Below are 19259 nucleotides of genomic sequence, written 5' to 3'. Positions count from 1 at the left end.
AATCGAGAGGGGAATATACATGAGGATTGGATTTATACGCCACGGGAGTACAGCATGGAATAAAGAGAAAAGAGCTCAAGGTAGCTCAGACATTCATCTTGACGATCAAGGTCGCAGTGACGCAGCTAAGCTTGGAGACTGGTTAAAGAACGACAAGTGGGATGTGATCTTCTCAAGTGATCTTTCACGAGCTAAAGAAACAGCTGAGATCATCGCCAAAAAGCTCAACCTGAAAGTGATAACCGATCATCGCTTACGAGAGGCGGGCGGTGGGCAAATTGAAGGAACTACAGAGCAAGAACGTATTAAGAAATGGGGAGAAAACTGGCGCGAATTAGATCTCGGTATTGAAAAGGCTGATCTTGTTGTTGAACGCGCACATGCGGCAGTAAATGATTTTCATGATAAATACTCAGGTTTAAATGTGCTAGTAGTTAGCCACGGTTCTTTTCTTAGACATTTCTTTAAAAGCACCCTACCTGAACTAAATCATGAAAATCATATTGTAAATACTTCTTTAACGATTCTTAAAAGAGATGGAGACAAATGGTTAAATGAAAAGTTCCATTCAACACGCCACCTAAATTAATAAACGAATCAATCCATATCCTGACTCTTTATGTAGAGAGGATTTTTAATAATGATCGAGAAGACCTTCAATAAAGAACGTGACCATTCATTATTGGAGGGAAAAGCCATGAACGCAAAACCCGAAATGATCGGGGAAGATTTATCTCTTATTGATCTCTATGACCTCTCCCTTGAACTAAGGACGGGTTCTTATGTCCTGCATGAGGAAGAACTTACAATCATTGAAACTAGCGCGAGTCCATCGATTCCTTACTTAATTAGCGGGTTAGAAAAACTCCAAATCAATTTAGAAGAGGTTCGCAACGTAATTGTCACCCATATCCATCTCGATCACGCTGGAGGGACAGGCCTATTTCTTGAAAAATGTCCAAATGCTCGTGTTTTTGTTCATCCAAAAGGGATTCGCCATTTAGAAAACCCATCTCGCTTAATTGAAGGAGCAAAAGCTGTTTATGGGGATAAATTCCAGGAGTTATTCGAACCAATAATTCCGATTCAAGAAGACCGGCTAATCGCCATGAATGACATGGACATGATGCGAATTGGGTCGAATCGAATATTAACTTTCATGGATACTCCGGGACATGCCAAACACCATTTATCGATCTATGATTCAAAAACGAAAGGTGTGTTTGTAGGTGATACGATGGGAGTTTATTATCCGCAGCTCGATGTTGAACTTTATCTTCCATCAACATCACCAAATCAATTCGATCCAGACGCAATGCTAGCATCTGCTGAAAAAATCATGTCCTATGAGCCAGACGCCATTTATTTCGGTCATTATGGAAGAACATCTAACCGAGATGAAGTAATGGCTCAATTAAAAAGTTGGTTATCCGATTTTATGAGAATAACAAATGACCTCATGCAAAAGAAAGAGGCGCCAATTACTGAGGATCTTTCAAAAGCGCTATTAGCACATGTGGCAAGTAAGCTTTCAATAAAAGGAGTACCTTCCGATCATCCTGTATATGATTATATAAAAGTAGACTTACAAGTATGTGCTCTTGGCCTAATCGATTATTTGAAACGAAAATCAGTTCGAACCACTTAGATTCTGCTTAAGTGGTTTTCTTGTGAATAATAGGCATAGGCTTTTTTTTCATGTTATATTGAATGAATCATTTAGATCAACAGTACGGAGAGATGCTATGCTAAAAAATAAATCAACAATTCAATCCTTCCGCTATATTTTCTTAATGTATGTCGGTACTATTATTTTATTTGCGACCTTTTATATGCTGCCGTTTTCCCACTATGGCTCATTACAGGTCGTTGACTCTCTCTTTATATCAACTAGTGCGCTCAGTGTTACAGGGCTATCTTCCGTTGACATCTCGTCTGACTTTACACGAGTTGGGCAGGTCTTATTAATTATTGAAATGCAACTAGGAGGCATTGGTATTCTCGTACTCGTCAGCTACCTATTTTTAATGATGGGTAAGAAACTAACAATGTCAAGTATGGTCCTTCTATCGAAAGACCAAAACCAGTCGCAGTTAAGAACCATTCGATCATTAAGTATTTCCGTTTTAATGATCGCGTTAACGGTAGAAGCCATTGGTTTTAGTCTTATGTTCAATGGAATAAGTGAGCAATATAGCTCAGTTAAAGAAGCTGTTTTTGTCACTGTATTTCACAGTGTAGCGAGCTTTACGAATGCTGGATTTGATTTATTTGGAGATAGTTTGATTTCTTATCAACACAATTGGCTCATGCTGTTAACTTCAGCAACGATGATCTTTCTAGGAAGCCTCGGTTTTCCTACTATTGTAGAATACATACTCGGCTTTCGAAAAAAGAAAAGCTTGTTTACAAAAGTGAACATCCGTCTTCATAGTTCGCTGTTTCTTGTGGGGATTGTCATTTATTTCTCTTTAGAACAAAATGGCGTATTTGGCCATTTGCCAATATGGGATAAGTTCGTAAACGTGATTTTTCTATCTGCTACATCACGGAATGGCGGCTTAACAACAGTAGACATTTCAACACTTAATATCACAACTGTTCTCATACTAATGACTTTAATGTTTATTGGTGGGGCTTCTTCAAGTACCGGAGGGGGTCTTCGCTTAACAACCTTTGCGGTTCTTGTAGCAAAAATGGTTTCAGTAGCAAAATCTGAAGAATATACAACGCTATTTAAGAAGACCATTTCACAGGACTCGATTAATAAATCTTTTTTGATCTTTTTAAGCTTTATCTTTTTATTTGGATTTACAACCATAATTCTGTCCATATTTGAGTCTCAAGAAATCATTTTAGTGGCTTTTGAGGTTATATCTGCTTTAACAAACACTGGTTTATCGATGGGGATTACGAGTGAACTTGCAGGAGTTTCAAAGTTGCTATTATGTATGCTAATGATTATTGGGCGCATTGGTGTATTTAGCTTCATATACGCTGTATTTAAAATAGAAAAATCAAAAACGCGCTATATTAAAGAAGATTTGGCCGTAGGTTAAGGAGTGAGAATTCATGCGAAAACAATTTCTAGTAATCGGTGCTGGTCGATTTGCGAAAGGCATTATTCGTGAACTATATGAACAAAAATGTGATGTGGTCGTTTGTGATAAAGATGAGGGTCCGCTAGAAGATATAGATGACTACACAACACATTCAATCGTTGGCGATCTAAGAGAAAATCGAGTGATGGATGATTTAAACGTAGAACAGTACGATGCTGTTTTCGTAGCTATTGGAACTGATGCCTATTCAGCTATTTTAATTACAAACCGTCTTCGTGACCGAAAAGCAAAGAAAATTATTACTAAAGCAGTGAGTCGAGAAATAGGTGAAATCCTGTCTAACTTAGGGGCAGATCAGGTCATATATCCTGAGGAAGAAGCAGGGATGAAAGTGGCAAAACAAATCATGATGCCTAACGTCCTTGAATACATTGAAATCACGAAAAATGTATCAGCTATTGAAGTAGAGGTACCAGAAGAACTGATTGGAAAAACATTACTAGAACTTGATTTCTCTAGAAAATACGAGTTAAATGTTTCTCTCATCTTGCGAAAGGAAGCCCCCATCTTAAGTCGCTATGCCGAAGTGGCTTTCCAAAAAGGGGATGTCATTTTGATGGTAGGGGAAAATAAAAAAATAGAGCGCTTTAAACATAAGTTTTCTATCTAATAACAAGGGTAACCATAAGCACATAAATACCAAAAAATCCGCATACTATTGCGGATTTTTTTATGAAAATGCAAAAAAATAAAAAATATTTGTATCCGTTTTCATTCCTTTATTACCAGTACTAAGGCCTTATATCCATTCCAAAAACAGGTGTCATAAAAGATGACAAGAATAAAATTTCTTGTTTATAATAAGTTTATTGAAATATTTTTAATATTTGGTATTAAGTTATTAGAAGAAAAAGAAAGGTTGATCGGACATGACAATTGATACGGCACATTCACCTCAACAAAGTCACCACGTTGCCCTAAGGCGTGACATTAACATGCTGGGAAGCCTACTCGGTGACGTTTTAGTGCAGCATGGCGGCAAAGAACTTCTGGATATGGTGGAATCCATTCGAGAGAAAACAAAATCTCTCCGGAATGTTGCTGATTTGGAAACTTCTCAACAATTAAAAGAAACGATCCAAACGCTCCAACCTCCTATGAGAAAACAAGTTATTCGAGCATTTGCCCTTTATTTTCATCTTGTCAATATTGCGGAACAAAATCACAGAATTCGCAGACGTCGAGATTATCAAATGTTAGAAGAAGAGCAGTCGCAACCTGGTTCAATTCCTCATGCTATTGCCTTACTTAAAAAGAATAATGTTCCTGGAGAATTGATTGAAGATACGCTATCTTCCATTTCATTGGAATTAATCCTTACAGCACATCCAACTGAAGCGACAAGACGATCTGTGCTAGAAATTCATAAAAGAATTGCAACATCACTTAAACAGCTAGACAACCCTTTACTTACAAAACGAGAGCAAAAGGAATTAAAGGCTGATTTATTGAATGAAATCACAACACTATGGCAAACGGACGAGTTACGTCATAAGAAGCCTTCTGTTATGGATGAAGTGAATATGGGGCTGTTTTATTTTGAGGAAACGTTATTTGAAGTGCTTCCTCAAATTCATCAGGAGCTTGAAGAGTGTTTGCGTGATCATTATCCTGATGCTAAATGGGAAGTACCTAACATTTTGAAATTTGGTTCATGGATTGGTGGGGATCGAGACGGAAATCCATTCGTTACCCCTGAAATGACTTGGAATACGCTCGAAAGACAACGGGATGTAGTCATTTCAAAATACAAAGACTCAGTGAAAAATTTAATGCGGCAGCTAAGCCAGTCGACGAACCGCATCGCCATTTGTCCAGAATTGACAAAATCAATTGAAGAAGATCAAAACCGCCTTCCTGATACGAAAGAGTGGGGCGTTCCACATGAAGCCTATCGCGTAAAGCTTGCTTATGTATTAGAAAAACTTCAGCGCGTTAATCGTGAGAACGGATACAAAAACTCAGAAGAATTTATAACGGATCTGAAGTTAATAGGAAATAGCTTGAAACAGCACTTTCCTGAAGGGTCCCACTTCACAGAGTTGAATAAGCTTATTCGTCAGGCATCTCTTTTTGGTTTTCATCTCGCTACTTTAGATGTTCGAAACCATAGCGGTGAACATGAGGGGGCTATCGCAGAAATTTTAAGTCGTGTAAATCTGGCTGAGAACTACGCCGAATTAGATGAGGAAGAAAAGGTTCAGTTACTCAATCGTCTTCTTGAAGACCCACGGCCAGTTCTTTCTACCTATGAGGATTATTCGGAGAAAACACAAAAAATACTGGATATCTTTACAATGATTAAAAAAGCTCACGAAGAGTTTGGCCCTCAATCAATTTCTGTATACTTAATTAGTATGACCGAATCAGCTAGTGATCTTCTTGAGGTACTCATTCTTGCTAAGGAAGCGAATATTTATCGTCTACATGCAGACGGTAGCGTTGAAAGTGATTTAAATATTGCTCCTCTACTTGAAACGATCGATGATCTTAAAGCAGGTCCTGCCATTATGGAGAAGCTATTTGATCTTCCAGTCTACAAACATCATCTAGAAAAGCATGATCAACGTCAGGAAATTATGCTGGGATATTCCGATGGAAGTAAGGATGGGGGAACATTAACAGCTAACTGGAAGCTATATCAAGCTCAACAAGAAATTAGTCGGATCGCTTCTGACCGTAACCTTCGACTTAAATTCTTTCATGGTCGCGGTGGAGCGCTTGGACGTGGTGGCGGTCCACTACGAAGAAGTCTATTGTCGCAACCTCCAGAAACGTATACAGCTGGTGTAAAGATTACGGAGCAAGGAGAGGTTCTATCTTCTCGTTATTTGCTTTACGATATTGCTTATCGAAGTCTAGAACAAGCGACGACAACCTTGTTATCATCTGCCGTATCAGGGATCGAAAAAGATGTTAGACAAGAGAAGTGGCATGAAATTATGGAAGAAATTTCGGCTGTATCCCTTCAATCTTATCAATCCCTCGTATTTGAGGATGATGGGTTCCTTTCTTACTTTAAACAGGGAACGCCATTACCAGAACTTGGCGCATTGAACATTGGTTCCCGTCCAATGAGCAGAAAAGGTACAGACCACTTCGATGACTTACGGGCAATCCCATGGGTATTCGCTTGGACTCAAAGTCGCCAGTTGATGCCAGCATGGTATGCGTCAGGTACCGGACTTACCGATTTCGCTGCAACAGAAGAAGGATTAAGCAGTCTAAAAGAAATGTATGCGAATTGGCCGTTCTTTGCATCTCTTATCGATAACTTGCAAATGGGATTAATGAAAGCAGACCTCGCTACAGCAGAAAAATATATGTTCTTAATTGATGATAAACAGCTAGCGAACCGCATCTTCGGAAAAATCGTCGATGAATACCATCGTACAAAAGATGTCATTTTAACGATAACCGGACAGGAAGAATTACTTGATGGTACGCCAAACATTAAAGATTCGATCCGTTTACGAAATCCGTATGTTGATCCACTAAGTTCTCTCCAAGTGGAACTTATCTCAACGTATCGATCCAACGGTAGTGAGGACGACGAGCTTCTGAAAGAAATTCTCCTCACGATCAATGGAATTGCGGCTGGCCTACGAAATACAGGCTGATCGTACAGTCCTCCTCATTTTTATGAGGGGGATTTTTTACATGTTAAATGCTCTCGGTATTCTCGATTTTTACCACAAATACTTTGCCCTCTAATAGAAAAACTAAGACGGTAACAAAAGAATCAAAGGAGGGCAACGTATGTACAAAAAGTTAATGCCGTTATTATTGCCGGGTTTATTGCTTCTTGGAGCATGTAATGCGAATAATAACGATGAAGCGTTAAATATTAATAAAACTAGTTCACCTACAGAGGGTATTCAGCGAATAAACAGTGGTCAGCTAACGATCGATCCTAATTCATATAGCACTGAAACACCGAGTGTTAAATTCCCTCATGGTGAAATGGTTCAGGATGGTCAGTTCGAATTCAATGAAGCACTACCTAATGTTGATCCAAGAGAATATTTACCTGAAGGATTCCCAGAGCAATACGGAATCGGTGGCAAGGAAGAACAACAGCGTCAACAAAAAATGAGACCTGATCAAAATACAGGTCAATCAGAGTCAAATCAAAAAGCCGCACCGAATCAAGAGAAGTCTCCAACCTCCGAACCATCAGGGGAAATCACGAAAGAAGTCCAGCAAGTGATCGATTTAACAAACAAAGAACGAAAAAAGCAAGGGCTTTCTGCACTAAAAGCAATGCCATCATTAAGCGATGTTGCACAGGAAAAATCACGCGACATGCAACAAAAAAATTACTTTTCTCACACAAGCCCTACGTACGGATCTCCTTTTGATATGATGAGGGACTTCGGCGTAGATTTTAATACAGCTGGAGAAAACATCGCACAAGGTCAACAATCACCAGAAGCGGTGGTTGATGCCTGGATGAAAAGTGAAGGTCACCGCAAAAACATCATGAACAGCAGTTTTACTCACATTGGGGTGGGGCTTGCTCAGGATGGTCATTATTGGACACAGATGTTTATTGGAAAATAGTACAGCAGGTGAAAGGGTCATGTACGTGACTCTTTCGCTTTTTTATTGAAAAAATTTCAAGAATCTACATGATGAAGAAGGAGGTCTCTTTACTCTGTCGAATCAAGATACTAACCGGTTAGTAAGTAATCGTCTAATTATGATAAACTCACAAGGAGAGATGACCGATGGATTTAAGATTAACTGACGAACAAGTGATGGTTCAAAAAACGATTCGGAAATTTGTAGAAAATGAGTTAATCCCTTTAGAAAATGATGTACTTCGAAATGAACGTGCAGGAAAGCCTGGCGTATCCGCCGAAAAGATGGAGGAGCTTCAGCAAAAAGCGAAAAAAGCAGGATTCTGGGGAATTAATACACCAGAGGAATATGGTGGCGCAGACCTTGGTCAAATGATGCTTGCCATTGTGATGATGGAAGTTTCTAAAACATTTGTCCCGTTCCGTTTTGGTGGATCAGCAGACAATATCTTGTATTACGCCAATGAAGAGCAGAAGGAAAAGTACCTTCTGCCAACCATTAATGGTGAAAAAAAATCATGTTTCGCTATGACAGAACCCGGCGCGGGATCAGACACGCGCAACATTAAAATGACTGCAGTACGGGATGGGGATGATTGGGTTCTTAACGGCGAGAAAACGTTTATCACTGGCGGAAATGAAGCAGATTTTGTGATGGTGATTGCCATTACAGATAAAGAAAAACACGCAGCTACAGGTAGAGATGGTGTCACGTGTTTTATTGCGGACCGAGAGATGGGATGGAAATCTGAATACATTCACACAATGGGAGAATGGGGACCTGCTGGCCTAGTCTTTGACAATGTACGTGTGCCACACGAAAATATCCTTGGTGAAGTAGATGGAGGCTACAATCTCGGACTTGAGTGGATCGGATTTGCTCGCTGGATTGTTGGTGCGACAGCGGTAGGAGCAGGCGAAAGATTGTTAAAAATGGCGATTGACTATGCAAATGAAAGAGAAACATTTGGAAAGCCTATCGCAGAACGTCAAGCGATTCAATGGCAAATTGCCGATTCAGCTGTTGAAATTGAGGCCGCTAAATGGCTGGTGCTTAACGCAGCGTATACACTTGATGAAGGGAGAGATAATCGTCAACTTGCATCGATGGCGAAATTATATGGATCTAACATGGGGAATCGCGTTGTAGACCGCGTTCTACAAATTCATGGTGGTATGGGCTATACGAAAGAGCTACCAATTGAACGCTGGTACCGAGAAGCTCGCCTTTGGAGAATCTATGACGGAACGGATGAAATTCAACGCTTAATCATTGCTAGAAACCTGCTGAAAGGGCATGTGAAAGTAGGACAATACGCTTAGGAGGGTATTTATGTTTGAATCGCTCATTGGGACCCGGTCCAATCCTATAAAAAACATTGTTGAGCGCGGTTCGTTGAAAGCGTTCTCAAAAGCAATTGGAGATGAATCGCCTATTTATATCGATGAAGAAGTAGGAAAGCGCTCGAGATATGGAGCAAACATTGCGCCACCTACATATCCACGAATATTTGACTATGGAGAAATAAACGGATTTGATTTACCAAATGTGGGATTGATTCACGGAAAACAATCGTTTCATTATGAGCGGCCACTTCTAGTTGGAGAAACGGTGATGTGTTCAACATCACTTGAAAATTATTATGAGCGAAAAGGAAAAAGCGGCTTGCTTGGTTTTCTTATATTAAAACGATACGGAGAAGAGCCAAATGGAAAACTCATTTTCACAGAAGAGCAAGTGGTTATTATTACTGAAGCAGTGAGAAAGGGGATGAAATCATGAAGATGGCTAATGACTTTGAAGTGGGGACACAGCTAGAAATCACTCTCGCTCCTGTTTCAAGGTTAGATCTTATTAAATATGCAGGGGCATCCGGAGATTTCAACCCAATTCATACGATTGACGACGAGGCTGCAAAAGCAGGGCTTCCGGGTATCATTGCTCACGGAATGTGGACGATGGGAAACTTATCAAAGCTATTTACTCCCTATTTTGAAGAAGGGTTCCTAGAAGATTATTCTGTTGCTTTTAAAGGAATGGTTTTCTTAAACGATGAAATTACTCTTCAATCATCACTCGTTTCCATCCAAAATGATCGGTATTATTTTGATGTACTCGCTTTTAATCAAAATGAAGAAACAGTTGTGAAGGGATCAGCCACACTTAAAAGATACCAATAAAACTAAACAAACAACTCTCCATTCGAAACGAACCATTTACGGGTTCGTTTTCTTTTTGCAATAAAATCGATAATTCGATTAATTCTGAAACTTTATTTGTTCCAAATCGTAGAAATTAAGGAAGGCAGTTACATAACAACCTTTACAATTTTTCGAAAGGATGATGCAAGCATGATGGAGTTTATCGGATTAATCATCTCCGGTATCATTTTGTTTATATTATTAGTGGCTGGTGGGATTGGCTTTTTTATTTTCAAAAGAAGATACAAAACCGCTAGCTCAAACCAGGCCCTGATTATTACAGGACCAAAACTAGGTGATGCTGAAAAAGACAATCGAATCTTCGTAGATGACAACGGCCGCAGTATGAAAATTGTACGAGGTGGCGGGATACGATTAAAGCTATTCCAAACAAGTACACCGATTGATCTAACATCATTTCAATTAGAAATTGCTTCACCAAAAGCCTATACTTCAGAAGGTGTTCCTATTAGAGCGACAAGTGTCGCAGAGATTAGTATTGGAAGTAAACTTGAAATTGTCGCGAACTATGCAGAAAAATTTCTAGGTAAGCCTCAAAAAGAAAAAGAACGTGAATTAAAAGAAGTTCTTGAAGGACACCTTCGGGCCATCATTTCTTCTCTTACAGTCGACGAAATTTACAAAGACTTCAATTCAGTGAACAAAAAAGTGAAAAACATTGCTGAAGAAGATCTTAAAAATCTTGGTTTTGAAATTACGTCGTTTGCTTTAAAAGAATTAAAAGATGACGATGAAGAGAATGGATATCTAGAAGCGCTTGGGCGTCCAAGAATTGCGGAAGCACGAAAAGACGCTGATATTGCGGAAGCAAATGCAAGACGTGAAACCCGTATGCACAAAGCCAAAACAGATCAAGAAGCAGAAGAAGATGAGATTAGACGACAAATTGAGATTGCACGCTCTCAAAAAGACAAAGATGTGAAAGAAGCCGAGTACAAAGCTGAAATTGAACAGGGGCGCGCACGTTCTGAACAGTCTTACAACCTAGAACAGGCGAGATTAAATCAGAAAGTAAAAGAAGAAGAGATGCAAGTTCAGTACATTGAACGTCAACGTCAAGTGGAATTGGAACAAGAGGAACAGAAGCGTCGAAAAACTCAGGCTGATTCAAATGCATACGATATTCGTGCAAATGCCGAAGCAGAAGCAGAGCGCGATCGTATTGATGGACAAACAAAAGCTGATATTGAAAAGCAAAAAGGACTAGCTGAAGCGGAAGTTATTAGAGAACGTGGCCGAGCGGAAGCAGAAGCAAAAGAATTAATGGCTCAAGCAATGGAAAATTACGGTGATGCTGCGATTATTGAAATGCTTGTTGAGATGTTGCCGAAGTATGCACACGAAATTGCTCAGCCGCTATCTCAGATTTCAGAAATGAAAGTGATTGATCTAGGAGGTAGTAATAGTAGTGGTTCAACCAAAATAACCGATAACGTCACAAAAACAATGACAGGTCTTCAAGCAAGTCTGAAGGAATCAACGGGAATGGATTTGAAAGCTATGTTAGAAAGCTTTGTTTCTAGAGGGCAATACGACTCTTTCTCCGCTAATGATCAAGTTAATGATCAAGACTCTAAAGATGAGAAAGATGAGGATCCCAGCACATATGATAGCCAATATGAAGTCGCCACCGCTTATGAAGAAGAGAATGAAGAAGAAGCACAAGAAAATATTGAACAAGTGGAAGAAGAAAACAAGTAACACTGTTAAAGTCTGACAAAAGTCAGGCTTTTCTTTTTGACTTATCGCTATAAGAATTGACGTTATGAAAACAGTAATGATAAAGTAATGAGAGTATTATCAGAAAAGTGTTAATTTTACATAAGAGTGGAGGAAACCTATATGAAAATCGTATCTTTGCTTTCAACATTTCTAGACGATGATCAAATTAGTGTTAATGCAACGATTCTCGAACAACATAGCAAAGATGAATCTTATCATACGCCACACGATCCGGACGTTGTAGTTTTCCCAAGAACAACCGAGCAAGTAAGTAAAATTATGAAAGCGGCCAATGAGCATAGGATTCCCATCGTGCCATTTGGCTTGGGATCTAGTCTTGAAGGGCATGTGATTCCATATCATGGCGGTATTTCAATTGATTTTCAATTGATGAACCAAGTTCTCGAAGTTCGACCAGAAGATTTTCTAGTACGCGTCCAACCAGGTGTCACACGTTCACAATTAAATAAAGAATTGAAAAAACACGGTCTCTTTTTCACAGTCGATCCAGGTGCGGATGCAACGTTAGGTGGCATGGCCTCAACAAATGCAAGCGGAACCACTTCAGTACGGTATGGAGTAATGCGTGATCAGGTTCGAGACATGGAAGTTGTTCTTGCCGATGGACGTGTCATCCATACCGGTAGCATGACTGCAAAGTCTTCATCAGGTTACCATTTAAATGGCCTTTTTGTAGGCTCAGAAGGGACACTTGGGACATTTACAGAATTAACACTCAACGTAAACGGCATACCGGAAGCTACGCTTGCAGGGCGAATCGTTTTTCCAACTGTAGAGCGAGCTGTAGCCACCGTTACTAATATTCTTCACGCAGCCATTCCGGTCGCTAGAATCGAACTAGTAGACGCACGCTCAGTACAACAGGTGAACAAAACAAATGAAACCAACTATATCGAAAAACCAACGTTATTTGTTGAATTTCATGGTAATGAAGCGGGGTTAAATCAAGATGTTACCTTTGCCAAAAGCATTGCAGAAGACAATGATTGCGAAGAATTTATATTTGAGCACGATACGAAGAAAAGAGCGCTTCTTTGGGAAGCGCGACATAATCTTGCTTACTCCTTTAGTCATGGTTCTCCAGGGAAAAAGATGATGGTAACAGATGTATGTGTTCCCATTTCGGAGTTAACTGGCGCTATTCTCGATGCACGAAAAGCCATCGAGAAATTTGATCTAGACGGAGCTCTATTGGGGCATGTAGGGGATGGGAATTATCATGCTATTGTGATGATTAATCCCGATGACCCCATTGAACTTGAAAAGGCAAACAAGCTAAACCAACACCTAGTGCACTACGCTCTAGATCGTGGCGGAACTTGCACTGGTGAGCATGGGGTAGGTACTGGCAAAGCCCAGTATCAGCAAAAAGAACATGGAGGTTCTCTCGAAGTCATGCTGGCATTGAAGAAAACGCTTGACCCTAATGGGATCCTAAATCCGGGGAAAATTTTCGTGACTGATCAAGTTTCATTCTAGATATGAAAGACCGTTCAAAAAACAGAACGGTCTTTTTAATTTGAATCCTAAAAGGAACTAGTTGTCTTCTTCGAGAAGTAAGTGTAGTACAAACTGTAAGCGATTTCATTTATATGTCTATTAGGAGGAAGAGAAATGACCATGACGAAAATGGCTGTTGTTGGGGCAGGTACAATGGGAAAAGGGATTGCTTTCTCAGCTGCAGCTGCAGGGCTTTCAGTGAAAATGCATGATGTTAGTAACGAGGCTTTGAAGCAAGCACAGATCTATGTAAAAGACCAATTTGAACGTTTGGTCAAGAAAGAGAAAATAACAAGAGAGCAAGCAACAAAAAGATTCGAAGGAATACAATTCACAAACGAATTGAAAGAAGCCGTCTACGATTGTGATCTTGTGATTGAAGCAGTCCTTGAGGTAATGGAATTAAAAACAAGCATCTTTAAACAACTTGATGAGTTTGCTCCAGCTCACGCTATTCTTGCAACAAACACTTCGACAATGAGTCCAACCGAAATTGCCGCACAAACCATGCGCCCTGATCAATGTCTTGCTCTTCATTTTTTTAATCCGGTACCAAAGATGAAACTCATTGAAGTCATTTGTGGGCTCGAAACATCTGAAGATACCATTGATAAAGCGATGCGGTTTGGAGAAAGCATTGGAAAAGAATGCGTAAGAATCAATGAGTTTCCAGGCTTTGCAGTTAGTCGTATGAATTGTCTAATTGGCAACGAAGCGATGAATATGGTGATGGAAGGTGTAGCTACACCCGAAGACATTGATAAAGCCATGAAACTTGGTCTAAATCATCCAATGGGTCCACTTGAACTAGCTGATCTTGTTGGTCTTGATACTCGACTACGCAATATGGAGTACTTATACAAAACGCTAGGTGAAAAATATCGCCCCTGTCCCATTTTAACAAAGTATGTGAAGGCAGGAAGACTTGGACGAAAAAGCGGAAGAGGCTTTTATACATATTAATAGAAAGAAGGGTTAAGATTGGACTTTCAGCTCGATCAAGACATCGAATATTTAAAAACGACTGTCCGAAACTTTGTAGAAAACGAAGTAGAAAAAGTAGCCATGACCATTGAGCGTGAAAATCAAATACCAGAACACATTATCGAAATGTCAAAAGAATTAGGTCTATTTGGTCTTAGTATTCCAGAAGAATATGGCGGACTTGGAATTGGAATGGTTGGAAAATGCGCTCTATATGAAGAATTAGGTAAAACGCATAACGGGTTTACTACTTTAATTGGAGCACATACGGGAATTGGTTCGGTTGGAATTGTTGAACTCGGTAATACGAAACAAAAGGAATATTATTTACCCGAAATGGCACGAGGAAACATGATCGGAGCCTTTGCTCTTACTGAGCCATCTGCAGGATCAAATGCCTCTAACTTGAAAACGACAGCCGTCAAACAAGGTAATAAATATATTCTAAACGGTACGAAGCATTACATTACTAACGCAACAGAAGCGAGCGTTTTTACCGTTATGGCTGTAACAGATCCTTCACAAGGTGCGAAGGGGATTACATCCTTTATCGTTGAAAAAGATTTCCCTGGCTTTCAAGTTGGTGCAGTGGAAGAAAAAATGGGGTTAAAAGGGTCACATTCAGCTGAGCTTATCTTTGATCAATGTGAAGTACCAGAAGAAAATGTTCTTGGAACAGTAGGAGAAGGGTATGTTAATGCATTAAAAATTTTGGCAAATGGTCGCGCAGGCCTCGCTGCTCGTAATCTTGGATCTTCCCAAAAGCTACTGGACTTATGCATGTCTTACGTGGAGGAGCGCATCCAATTTGATGTGCCGATCATTGAACACCAAGCTATTGCACATATGGTTGCTGAAATGGGAGTTGAAATTGAAGCACTTCGATCTTTTACTTATCGTGTCGCATGGATGGTTGAAGAAGGAAAAAAGGTCATTAAGGAAGCCGCAATGTTAAAGCTGTATGGATCTGAAGTATACAATAGAGTCGCCGACAAAGCTCTACAAATTCACGGGGGACTCGGTTACATTTCAGACTATCCGATTGAGCGATTTTTCCGTGACGCACGGATCACACGTATTTATGAAGGTACGTCAGAAATTCAGAAAAACATCATTGCAGGTCAACTTCGTAAAGAATACAAATGAGGAGGGAATAAGGATTGGAAAACATCGTTATCGTAGAACCAGTTCGAACACCAGTAGGACGGTACGGTGGTGTCTTTAAAAATCTAAACTCTGGAAAGTTAGCTGCCTATGCTATAAGAGAAACACTAGCTCGATCAGGTCTCCCCCCGCACTTAGTAGAAGAAGTCATTTTAGGAGAAGTAAGACAAACAACTGAATCATCCAATGTAGCGAGAGTCGCTTCATTACGTGCTGGGATTCCTGAATCCTCTCCTGCATTTACAATCAATCGACTTTGCGCATCAGGTATGCAGTCTGTCGCCTCAGCAGTCCAACAAATCCAATCAAAGCAGGCCTCTATTCTGATCGCAGGAGGAACAGAGAGTTTAAGTCAGGCTCCCATTTATTTAAGAAATAGCCGTTTCGGAGGAGACAAAACGCAATTAGTCGATTCTAATTCAGAAGCTGGACAACAGCCTGTTGAACAATATGGTTCTCATCTTGGCATGGGTATTACAGCAGAAAACGTAGCCGAACGCTACAAGATATCACGTGATGAGCAAGATGCTTTTGCAGCAGAAAGTCAGCGCCGAGCAGCAGAAGCAATTGAAAATGGTAAATTTAGAGATGAAATTGTTCCGGTCGAAATTCAAAATCGTCGTCAAATGAATCTTGTCGATCAAGATGAACATCCTCGTCCAGGGACAACAATTGAGAAACTTGGCAAATTAAAACCAGTATTTAAAGAGAATGGAACGGTGACAGCTGGCAATTCTTGCGGGAGGAATGATGGAGCTGTTGCCATGCTTGTGATGACTGAAATAAAAGCAAAAGAATTAGAGCTTCAGCCCATTGCTAGAATCGTTGATTGGGCGACTTCAGGCGTTTCTCCTGAGATAATGGGAATCGGACCAATTCCAGCCGTTCGGAAGCTTCTAGAACGAACAGGGAAAACGCTCGAGGAAATTGGTTTAATAGAACTCAATGAAGCCTTTGCTGCTCAGGCACTCGCTGTTATTCGAGAACTTGAATTAGACATGAGCAAGGTGAACGTAAATGGAGGCGCCATAGCGTTAGGTCATCCGCTCGGTGCTACAGGTGCTCGCATTCTGACCTCTTTGATATATGAAATGAAAAAGAGAAACGAACGCTTTGGAATCGCAACATTATGTGTTGGCGGTGGACAGGGCATGGCCATGATGGTAGAAAGTATGAACGGATAGACTCTTAGGGGAGGCGGCATCTGCCGTCTTTTTTGATGCGTTGTTTGCACTTGGGTTCTATAATAAAAAAATAGAATCAGGGAAGGGGAATGACATGCATATCAGGCCTTTTAAAGAAAACGATTTAATAGAAATGATTGATCTTTTTTATGACACTGTTCATTCTATTAACCGGAGAGACTATACAAACATACAGGTAAATGCCTGGGCTAATAAACCTGAACTTAATAGGCGTCATGCATCATGGGGAGAGGAATTCGAACGAAACTTCACTTATGTTGCTATCTTAGACAAACAGATCGTGGGATTTTGCGATTTAACACCTTCAGGACGGCTTGACCGTTTATATGTTCATAAAGACTATCAGAGAAAAGGAATTGCTTCCGAGCTCTTAGAAGAAGTGCAACAGACCGCACGTTTGCACAATATGGAACAGCTTCATACGGAAGCAAGCACAACAGCAGTTCCATTTTTTAGAGAGCAAGGATTTTCACTAGTAAAAAGTCAGCTAGTTCAAAAAAACGGTATCCAACTTAAAAATCTTCTCATGGCGAAGGAGCTATAGGCAATGGTGATGTTAAAAACTAGTTCGTATAGTTTTTAAATGTAACTAATATGTTAGTGAAAAAAGGATGATGGTGATGGCTCGAGAATTCATTACGCCTCAATATCCTAACGAGATGCTTAATATTATTAAGAATGGATTGAAAAAATCGTCTTCACCAACGAACGTTATTGTTGTGGGAGCTGGCGTTGCAGGACTAGTATCAGCATCCTTGTTAAAAAAGGCCGGTCATCGAGTTACCATCCTAGAAGGAAACGATCGTGTTGGCGGGAGGGTATACACTCTTAGAAAACCTTTTACAGATGATAATTATCTTGATGTTGGCGCTATGCGTATTCCTACAACTCACAAATTAACGTATGAATATATCAGAAGATTTCAACTTAAAATGAATCGCTTCGTGAATTCCTCTCCAAGAGATATCATTTATGCTAATGGAGTTAGAACTACAAGAGAAAAATACGAAGCAGACCCTGATATCCTTCAATTTCCCGTTGAACCTCACGAAAAAGGAAAAACCGCTACGGAATTATTTTTATCAGCAGTTAATCCATTTTTACTGCTTTATAAAGAAGGTGACGCTCAACAAAAGAAATTCATTCGTAAAAAATTTGATCAGTATTCAATGGAGAATTTTCTTCGCTTCAATCCCATTGGTCCTTCGCTATCTCCAAATGCTGTTCGAATGGTTAAAGTACTTTTAGGCATTGAAGGATTTTCGGAACTATCCTTTATCGACATTTTAACCGATATCGTAAATACTGTTTTTAATACTGACATGGAATTTAACGAAATTACTGGCGGAAATGATCAATTGCCTCGGTCTTTTCTACCTGAGCTAGAAGAGAATCTCTTGTTAAATCAAAAAGTACACCGCCTTATTCAAAGACCACAAAGCGTTCAAATTCAGACAAGGAATCAACAAACAGGAATTATTGAAAAGTTTAACAGCGATTATGTTCTTATGACTGTGCCTTTTTCAGTGTTTCAATTTATAGAAGTTTATCCGTACCGTTCTTTTTCATTTGATAAATGGAAAGCGATCCGTGAGTTGCATTATGTAGCTTCTATTAAAATTGGGATTGAATTTAAAGACCGATTTTGGGAAAAAGAAGGGTTGAATGGTGCAAATACCATTTCGGATTTTCCTAATCGCTATACGTATACACCTAGTCGCACAGGTAATGAGCCAGGAGCTGGAGTCTTACTAGCAAGTTATAGCTGGGAAGATAACGCGATGTTATGGAATAGCTTAAATGATGATCAAAAAATCACACAATCCCTTGAAGATCTTGCAAAAATACATGGACCTAAAGTATTTGATGAGTACTTGACGAGCGCATCATTTAGCTGGAGTCAAAATCAATTCTCAGGAGGTTGCTTTACACTATTTAAACCGAATCAAATTATCGAATTTGAAAGCATCGTAAAAAAACCTGAAGGAAGAGTTCACTTTGCAGGTGAGCACACATCAGATTTCCACGGGTGGATAGAAGGAGCAGTTGAATCTGGTGTTAGAGCGGCATTTGAGATTAATGAGCGCACGTTATAAATCCTTTTAATCTCATTTAACAGTTCACTCAATGTTCATAAAACTCTTTTGTGAAACCAATGGCTGCAATGGCTGCCCCTGCAGTTTGACCATAACTTCCAATGGCAAGAATCTGTTGTCCCATTTTCTTATTTCCATTCTTCACATACAGAAGCCCAATAGCTTCAATAGCAACGGCAAACGATTGAATCGTTTGCCCGGTTGTGATGAGCTCTGCATAGAAGGCTTCACTTATACTCGAGCTTTTTGCTTCGAAAGCAGCTCCAGCTGATTGAATAATATCTCCCATAATGTCAATATTCAGCGCTTCTTCATTAGTCCCCATTACAATTCCTGATCCACCAAGAACATTTGCAATATTACCAGCAGACTGTAACCATGCTCCGAGCGTTCCAAACGTTTCATTCTCATTAGAAGTCAAGCTGCTTCTTCCGATAGCTTGAAGAGAGTTCCCCGTTGCTTCGACGCTATTACCAATTACATAAAGGTCTCCTCCGATATTCTCCATAAGTGAGTCAGCTTCATTTGCTGCAACAATTGTATTCCCAATAGAGGCAATAGCTGCACCTATCGTCTGGATCCACGCTCCCGAAAGAATGAGGAATTCTCCGTACACCTCCAATACTAAACACGCTCCTT

The 19259-nt window shown here is 39.9% G+C and carries 17 protein-coding genes; 16 read left to right on the top strand and 1 reads right to left on the bottom strand.

Going from position 1 to position 19259, the window contains the following annotated elements; translation table 11 throughout:
* The first annotated feature begins 19 nt into the window (after positions 1-19).
* From ABVF21_RS00870 to ABVF21_RS00795, 16 genes are all read left to right on the top strand, one after another.
* Positions 20-589, top strand: a complete 570-nt coding sequence (locus ABVF21_RS00870; RefSeq protein ID WP_194221694.1) for a histidine phosphatase family protein — start codon at positions 20-22, stop codon at positions 587-589.
* A 108-nt stretch (positions 590-697) separates the two neighbouring features.
* Positions 698-1648 carry an MBL fold metallo-hydrolase gene (locus ABVF21_RS00865; RefSeq protein ID WP_371017272.1) on the top strand — a complete coding sequence of 317 codons (951 nt, stop codon included), beginning with the start codon at positions 698-700 and terminating at the stop codon, positions 1646-1648.
* 97 nt (positions 1649-1745) lie between these two features.
* Positions 1746-3059, top strand: coding sequence for a TrkH family potassium uptake protein (locus tag ABVF21_RS00860; RefSeq protein WP_371017271.1), 1314 nt, complete (start codon positions 1746-1748; stop codon positions 3057-3059).
* Positions 3060-3072: 13 nt separating this feature from the next.
* Positions 3073-3732 (top strand): potassium channel family protein, encoded by a 660-nt coding sequence (locus tag ABVF21_RS00855; RefSeq protein ID WP_165995817.1) that lies wholly within the window; start codon positions 3073-3075, stop codon positions 3730-3732.
* Between the two features lie 259 nt (positions 3733-3991).
* Positions 3992-6742: a phosphoenolpyruvate carboxylase gene (gene ppc, locus ABVF21_RS00850; protein ID WP_371017270.1), complete on the top strand. Its 2751-nt coding sequence runs from the start codon at positions 3992-3994 to the stop codon at positions 6740-6742.
* 139 nt (positions 6743-6881) lie between these two features.
* Positions 6882-7685, top strand: a complete 804-nt coding sequence (locus ABVF21_RS00845) for a CAP domain-containing protein (RefSeq protein WP_303533264.1) — start codon at positions 6882-6884, stop codon at positions 7683-7685.
* A 167-nt stretch (positions 7686-7852) separates the two neighbouring features.
* Positions 7853-9028 (top strand): acyl-CoA dehydrogenase family protein, encoded by a 1176-nt coding sequence (locus ABVF21_RS00840; protein ID WP_303533265.1) that lies wholly within the window; start codon positions 7853-7855, stop codon positions 9026-9028.
* Positions 9029-9038: 10 nt separating this feature from the next.
* Positions 9039-9488: a MaoC family dehydratase N-terminal domain-containing protein gene (locus ABVF21_RS00835; protein WP_303533266.1), complete on the top strand. Its 450-nt coding sequence runs from the start codon at positions 9039-9041 to the stop codon at positions 9486-9488.
* The gene (locus ABVF21_RS00830) at positions 9485-9886 is read left to right on the top strand and encodes a MaoC/PaaZ C-terminal domain-containing protein (protein WP_303533267.1); all 402 of its coding nucleotides are present in this window, start codon (positions 9485-9487) and stop codon (positions 9884-9886) included. Before ABVF21_RS00835 ends, ABVF21_RS00830 begins: the two co-directional genes overlap by 4 nt.
* A gap of 171 nt (positions 9887-10057) precedes the next feature.
* On the top strand, positions 10058-11629 hold the full coding sequence (locus ABVF21_RS00825; RefSeq protein ID WP_194221701.1) for a flotillin family protein: 1572 nt from the start codon (positions 10058-10060) through the stop codon (positions 11627-11629).
* A gap of 126 nt (positions 11630-11755) precedes the next feature.
* The gene (locus tag ABVF21_RS00820; RefSeq protein WP_303533269.1) at positions 11756-13150 is read left to right on the top strand and encodes an FAD-binding oxidoreductase; all 1395 of its coding nucleotides are present in this window, start codon (positions 11756-11758) and stop codon (positions 13148-13150) included.
* A gap of 111 nt (positions 13151-13261) precedes the next feature.
* On the top strand, positions 13262-14134 hold the full coding sequence (locus ABVF21_RS00815; RefSeq protein WP_303533615.1) for a 3-hydroxyacyl-CoA dehydrogenase family protein: 873 nt from the start codon (positions 13262-13264) through the stop codon (positions 14132-14134).
* 18 nt (positions 14135-14152) lie between these two features.
* On the top strand, positions 14153-15301 hold the full coding sequence (locus ABVF21_RS00810) for an acyl-CoA dehydrogenase family protein (RefSeq protein WP_303533270.1): 1149 nt from the start codon (positions 14153-14155) through the stop codon (positions 15299-15301).
* Between the two features lie 14 nt (positions 15302-15315).
* Positions 15316-16503, top strand: coding sequence for a thiolase family protein (locus ABVF21_RS00805; RefSeq protein WP_371017269.1), 1188 nt, complete (start codon positions 15316-15318; stop codon positions 16501-16503).
* Positions 16504-16597: 94 nt separating this feature from the next.
* Positions 16598-17068, top strand: coding sequence for a GNAT family N-acetyltransferase (locus ABVF21_RS00800; protein WP_303533272.1), 471 nt, complete (start codon positions 16598-16600; stop codon positions 17066-17068).
* Positions 17069-17144: 76 nt separating this feature from the next.
* Positions 17145-18620 (top strand): flavin monoamine oxidase family protein, encoded by a 1476-nt coding sequence (locus ABVF21_RS00795; RefSeq protein WP_303533273.1) that lies wholly within the window; start codon positions 17145-17147, stop codon positions 18618-18620.
* A 28-nt stretch (positions 18621-18648) separates the two neighbouring features.
* Here ABVF21_RS00795 and ABVF21_RS00790 read toward each other — a convergent pair whose 3' ends face one another.
* Positions 18649-19236: a DUF6944 family repetitive protein gene (locus ABVF21_RS00790; protein ID WP_371017589.1), complete on the bottom strand. Its 588-nt coding sequence runs from the start codon at positions 19234-19236 to the stop codon at positions 18649-18651.
* Positions 19237-19259: the final 23 nt, after the last annotated feature.

Source organism: Pseudalkalibacillus sp. JSM 102089, assembly GCF_041366475.1.
GTDB lineage: Bacteria > Bacillota > Bacilli > Bacillales > Guptibacillaceae > Guptibacillus > Guptibacillus hwajinpoensis_B.
Note: the sequence above shows the minus strand (reverse complement) of the source record. Positions and strands in the feature narration are given on the sequence as shown.

What these genes read in the sequence shown, in the direction of transcription:
- ABVF21_RS00870 (WP_194221694.1), top strand. Translation starts at nt 20, where the DNA reads ATGAGGATTGGATTTATACGCCACGGGAGTACAGCATGGAATAAAGAG.
- ABVF21_RS00865 (WP_371017272.1), top strand. Translation starts at nt 698, where the DNA reads ATGAACGCAAAACCCGAAATGATCGGGGAAGATTTATCTCTTATTGAT.
- ABVF21_RS00860 (WP_371017271.1), top strand. Translation starts at nt 1,746, where the DNA reads ATGCTAAAAAATAAATCAACAATTCAATCCTTCCGCTATATTTTCTTA.
- ABVF21_RS00855 (WP_165995817.1), top strand. Translation starts at nt 3,073, where the DNA reads ATGCGAAAACAATTTCTAGTAATCGGTGCTGGTCGATTTGCGAAAGGC.
- ppc (WP_371017270.1), top strand. Translation starts at nt 3,992, where the DNA reads ATGACAATTGATACGGCACATTCACCTCAACAAAGTCACCACGTTGCC.
- ABVF21_RS00845 (WP_303533264.1), top strand. Translation starts at nt 6,882, where the DNA reads ATGTACAAAAAGTTAATGCCGTTATTATTGCCGGGTTTATTGCTTCTT.
- ABVF21_RS00840 (WP_303533265.1), top strand. Translation starts at nt 7,853, where the DNA reads ATGGATTTAAGATTAACTGACGAACAAGTGATGGTTCAAAAAACGATT.
- ABVF21_RS00835 (WP_303533266.1), top strand. Translation starts at nt 9,039, where the DNA reads ATGTTTGAATCGCTCATTGGGACCCGGTCCAATCCTATAAAAAACATT.
- ABVF21_RS00830 (WP_303533267.1), top strand. Translation starts at nt 9,485, where the DNA reads ATGAAGATGGCTAATGACTTTGAAGTGGGGACACAGCTAGAAATCACT.
- ABVF21_RS00825 (WP_194221701.1), top strand. Translation starts at nt 10,058, where the DNA reads ATGATGGAGTTTATCGGATTAATCATCTCCGGTATCATTTTGTTTATA.
- ABVF21_RS00800 (WP_303533272.1), top strand. Translation starts at nt 16,598, where the DNA reads ATGCATATCAGGCCTTTTAAAGAAAACGATTTAATAGAAATGATTGAT.
- ABVF21_RS00795 (WP_303533273.1), top strand. Translation starts at nt 17,145, where the DNA reads ATGGCTCGAGAATTCATTACGCCTCAATATCCTAACGAGATGCTTAAT.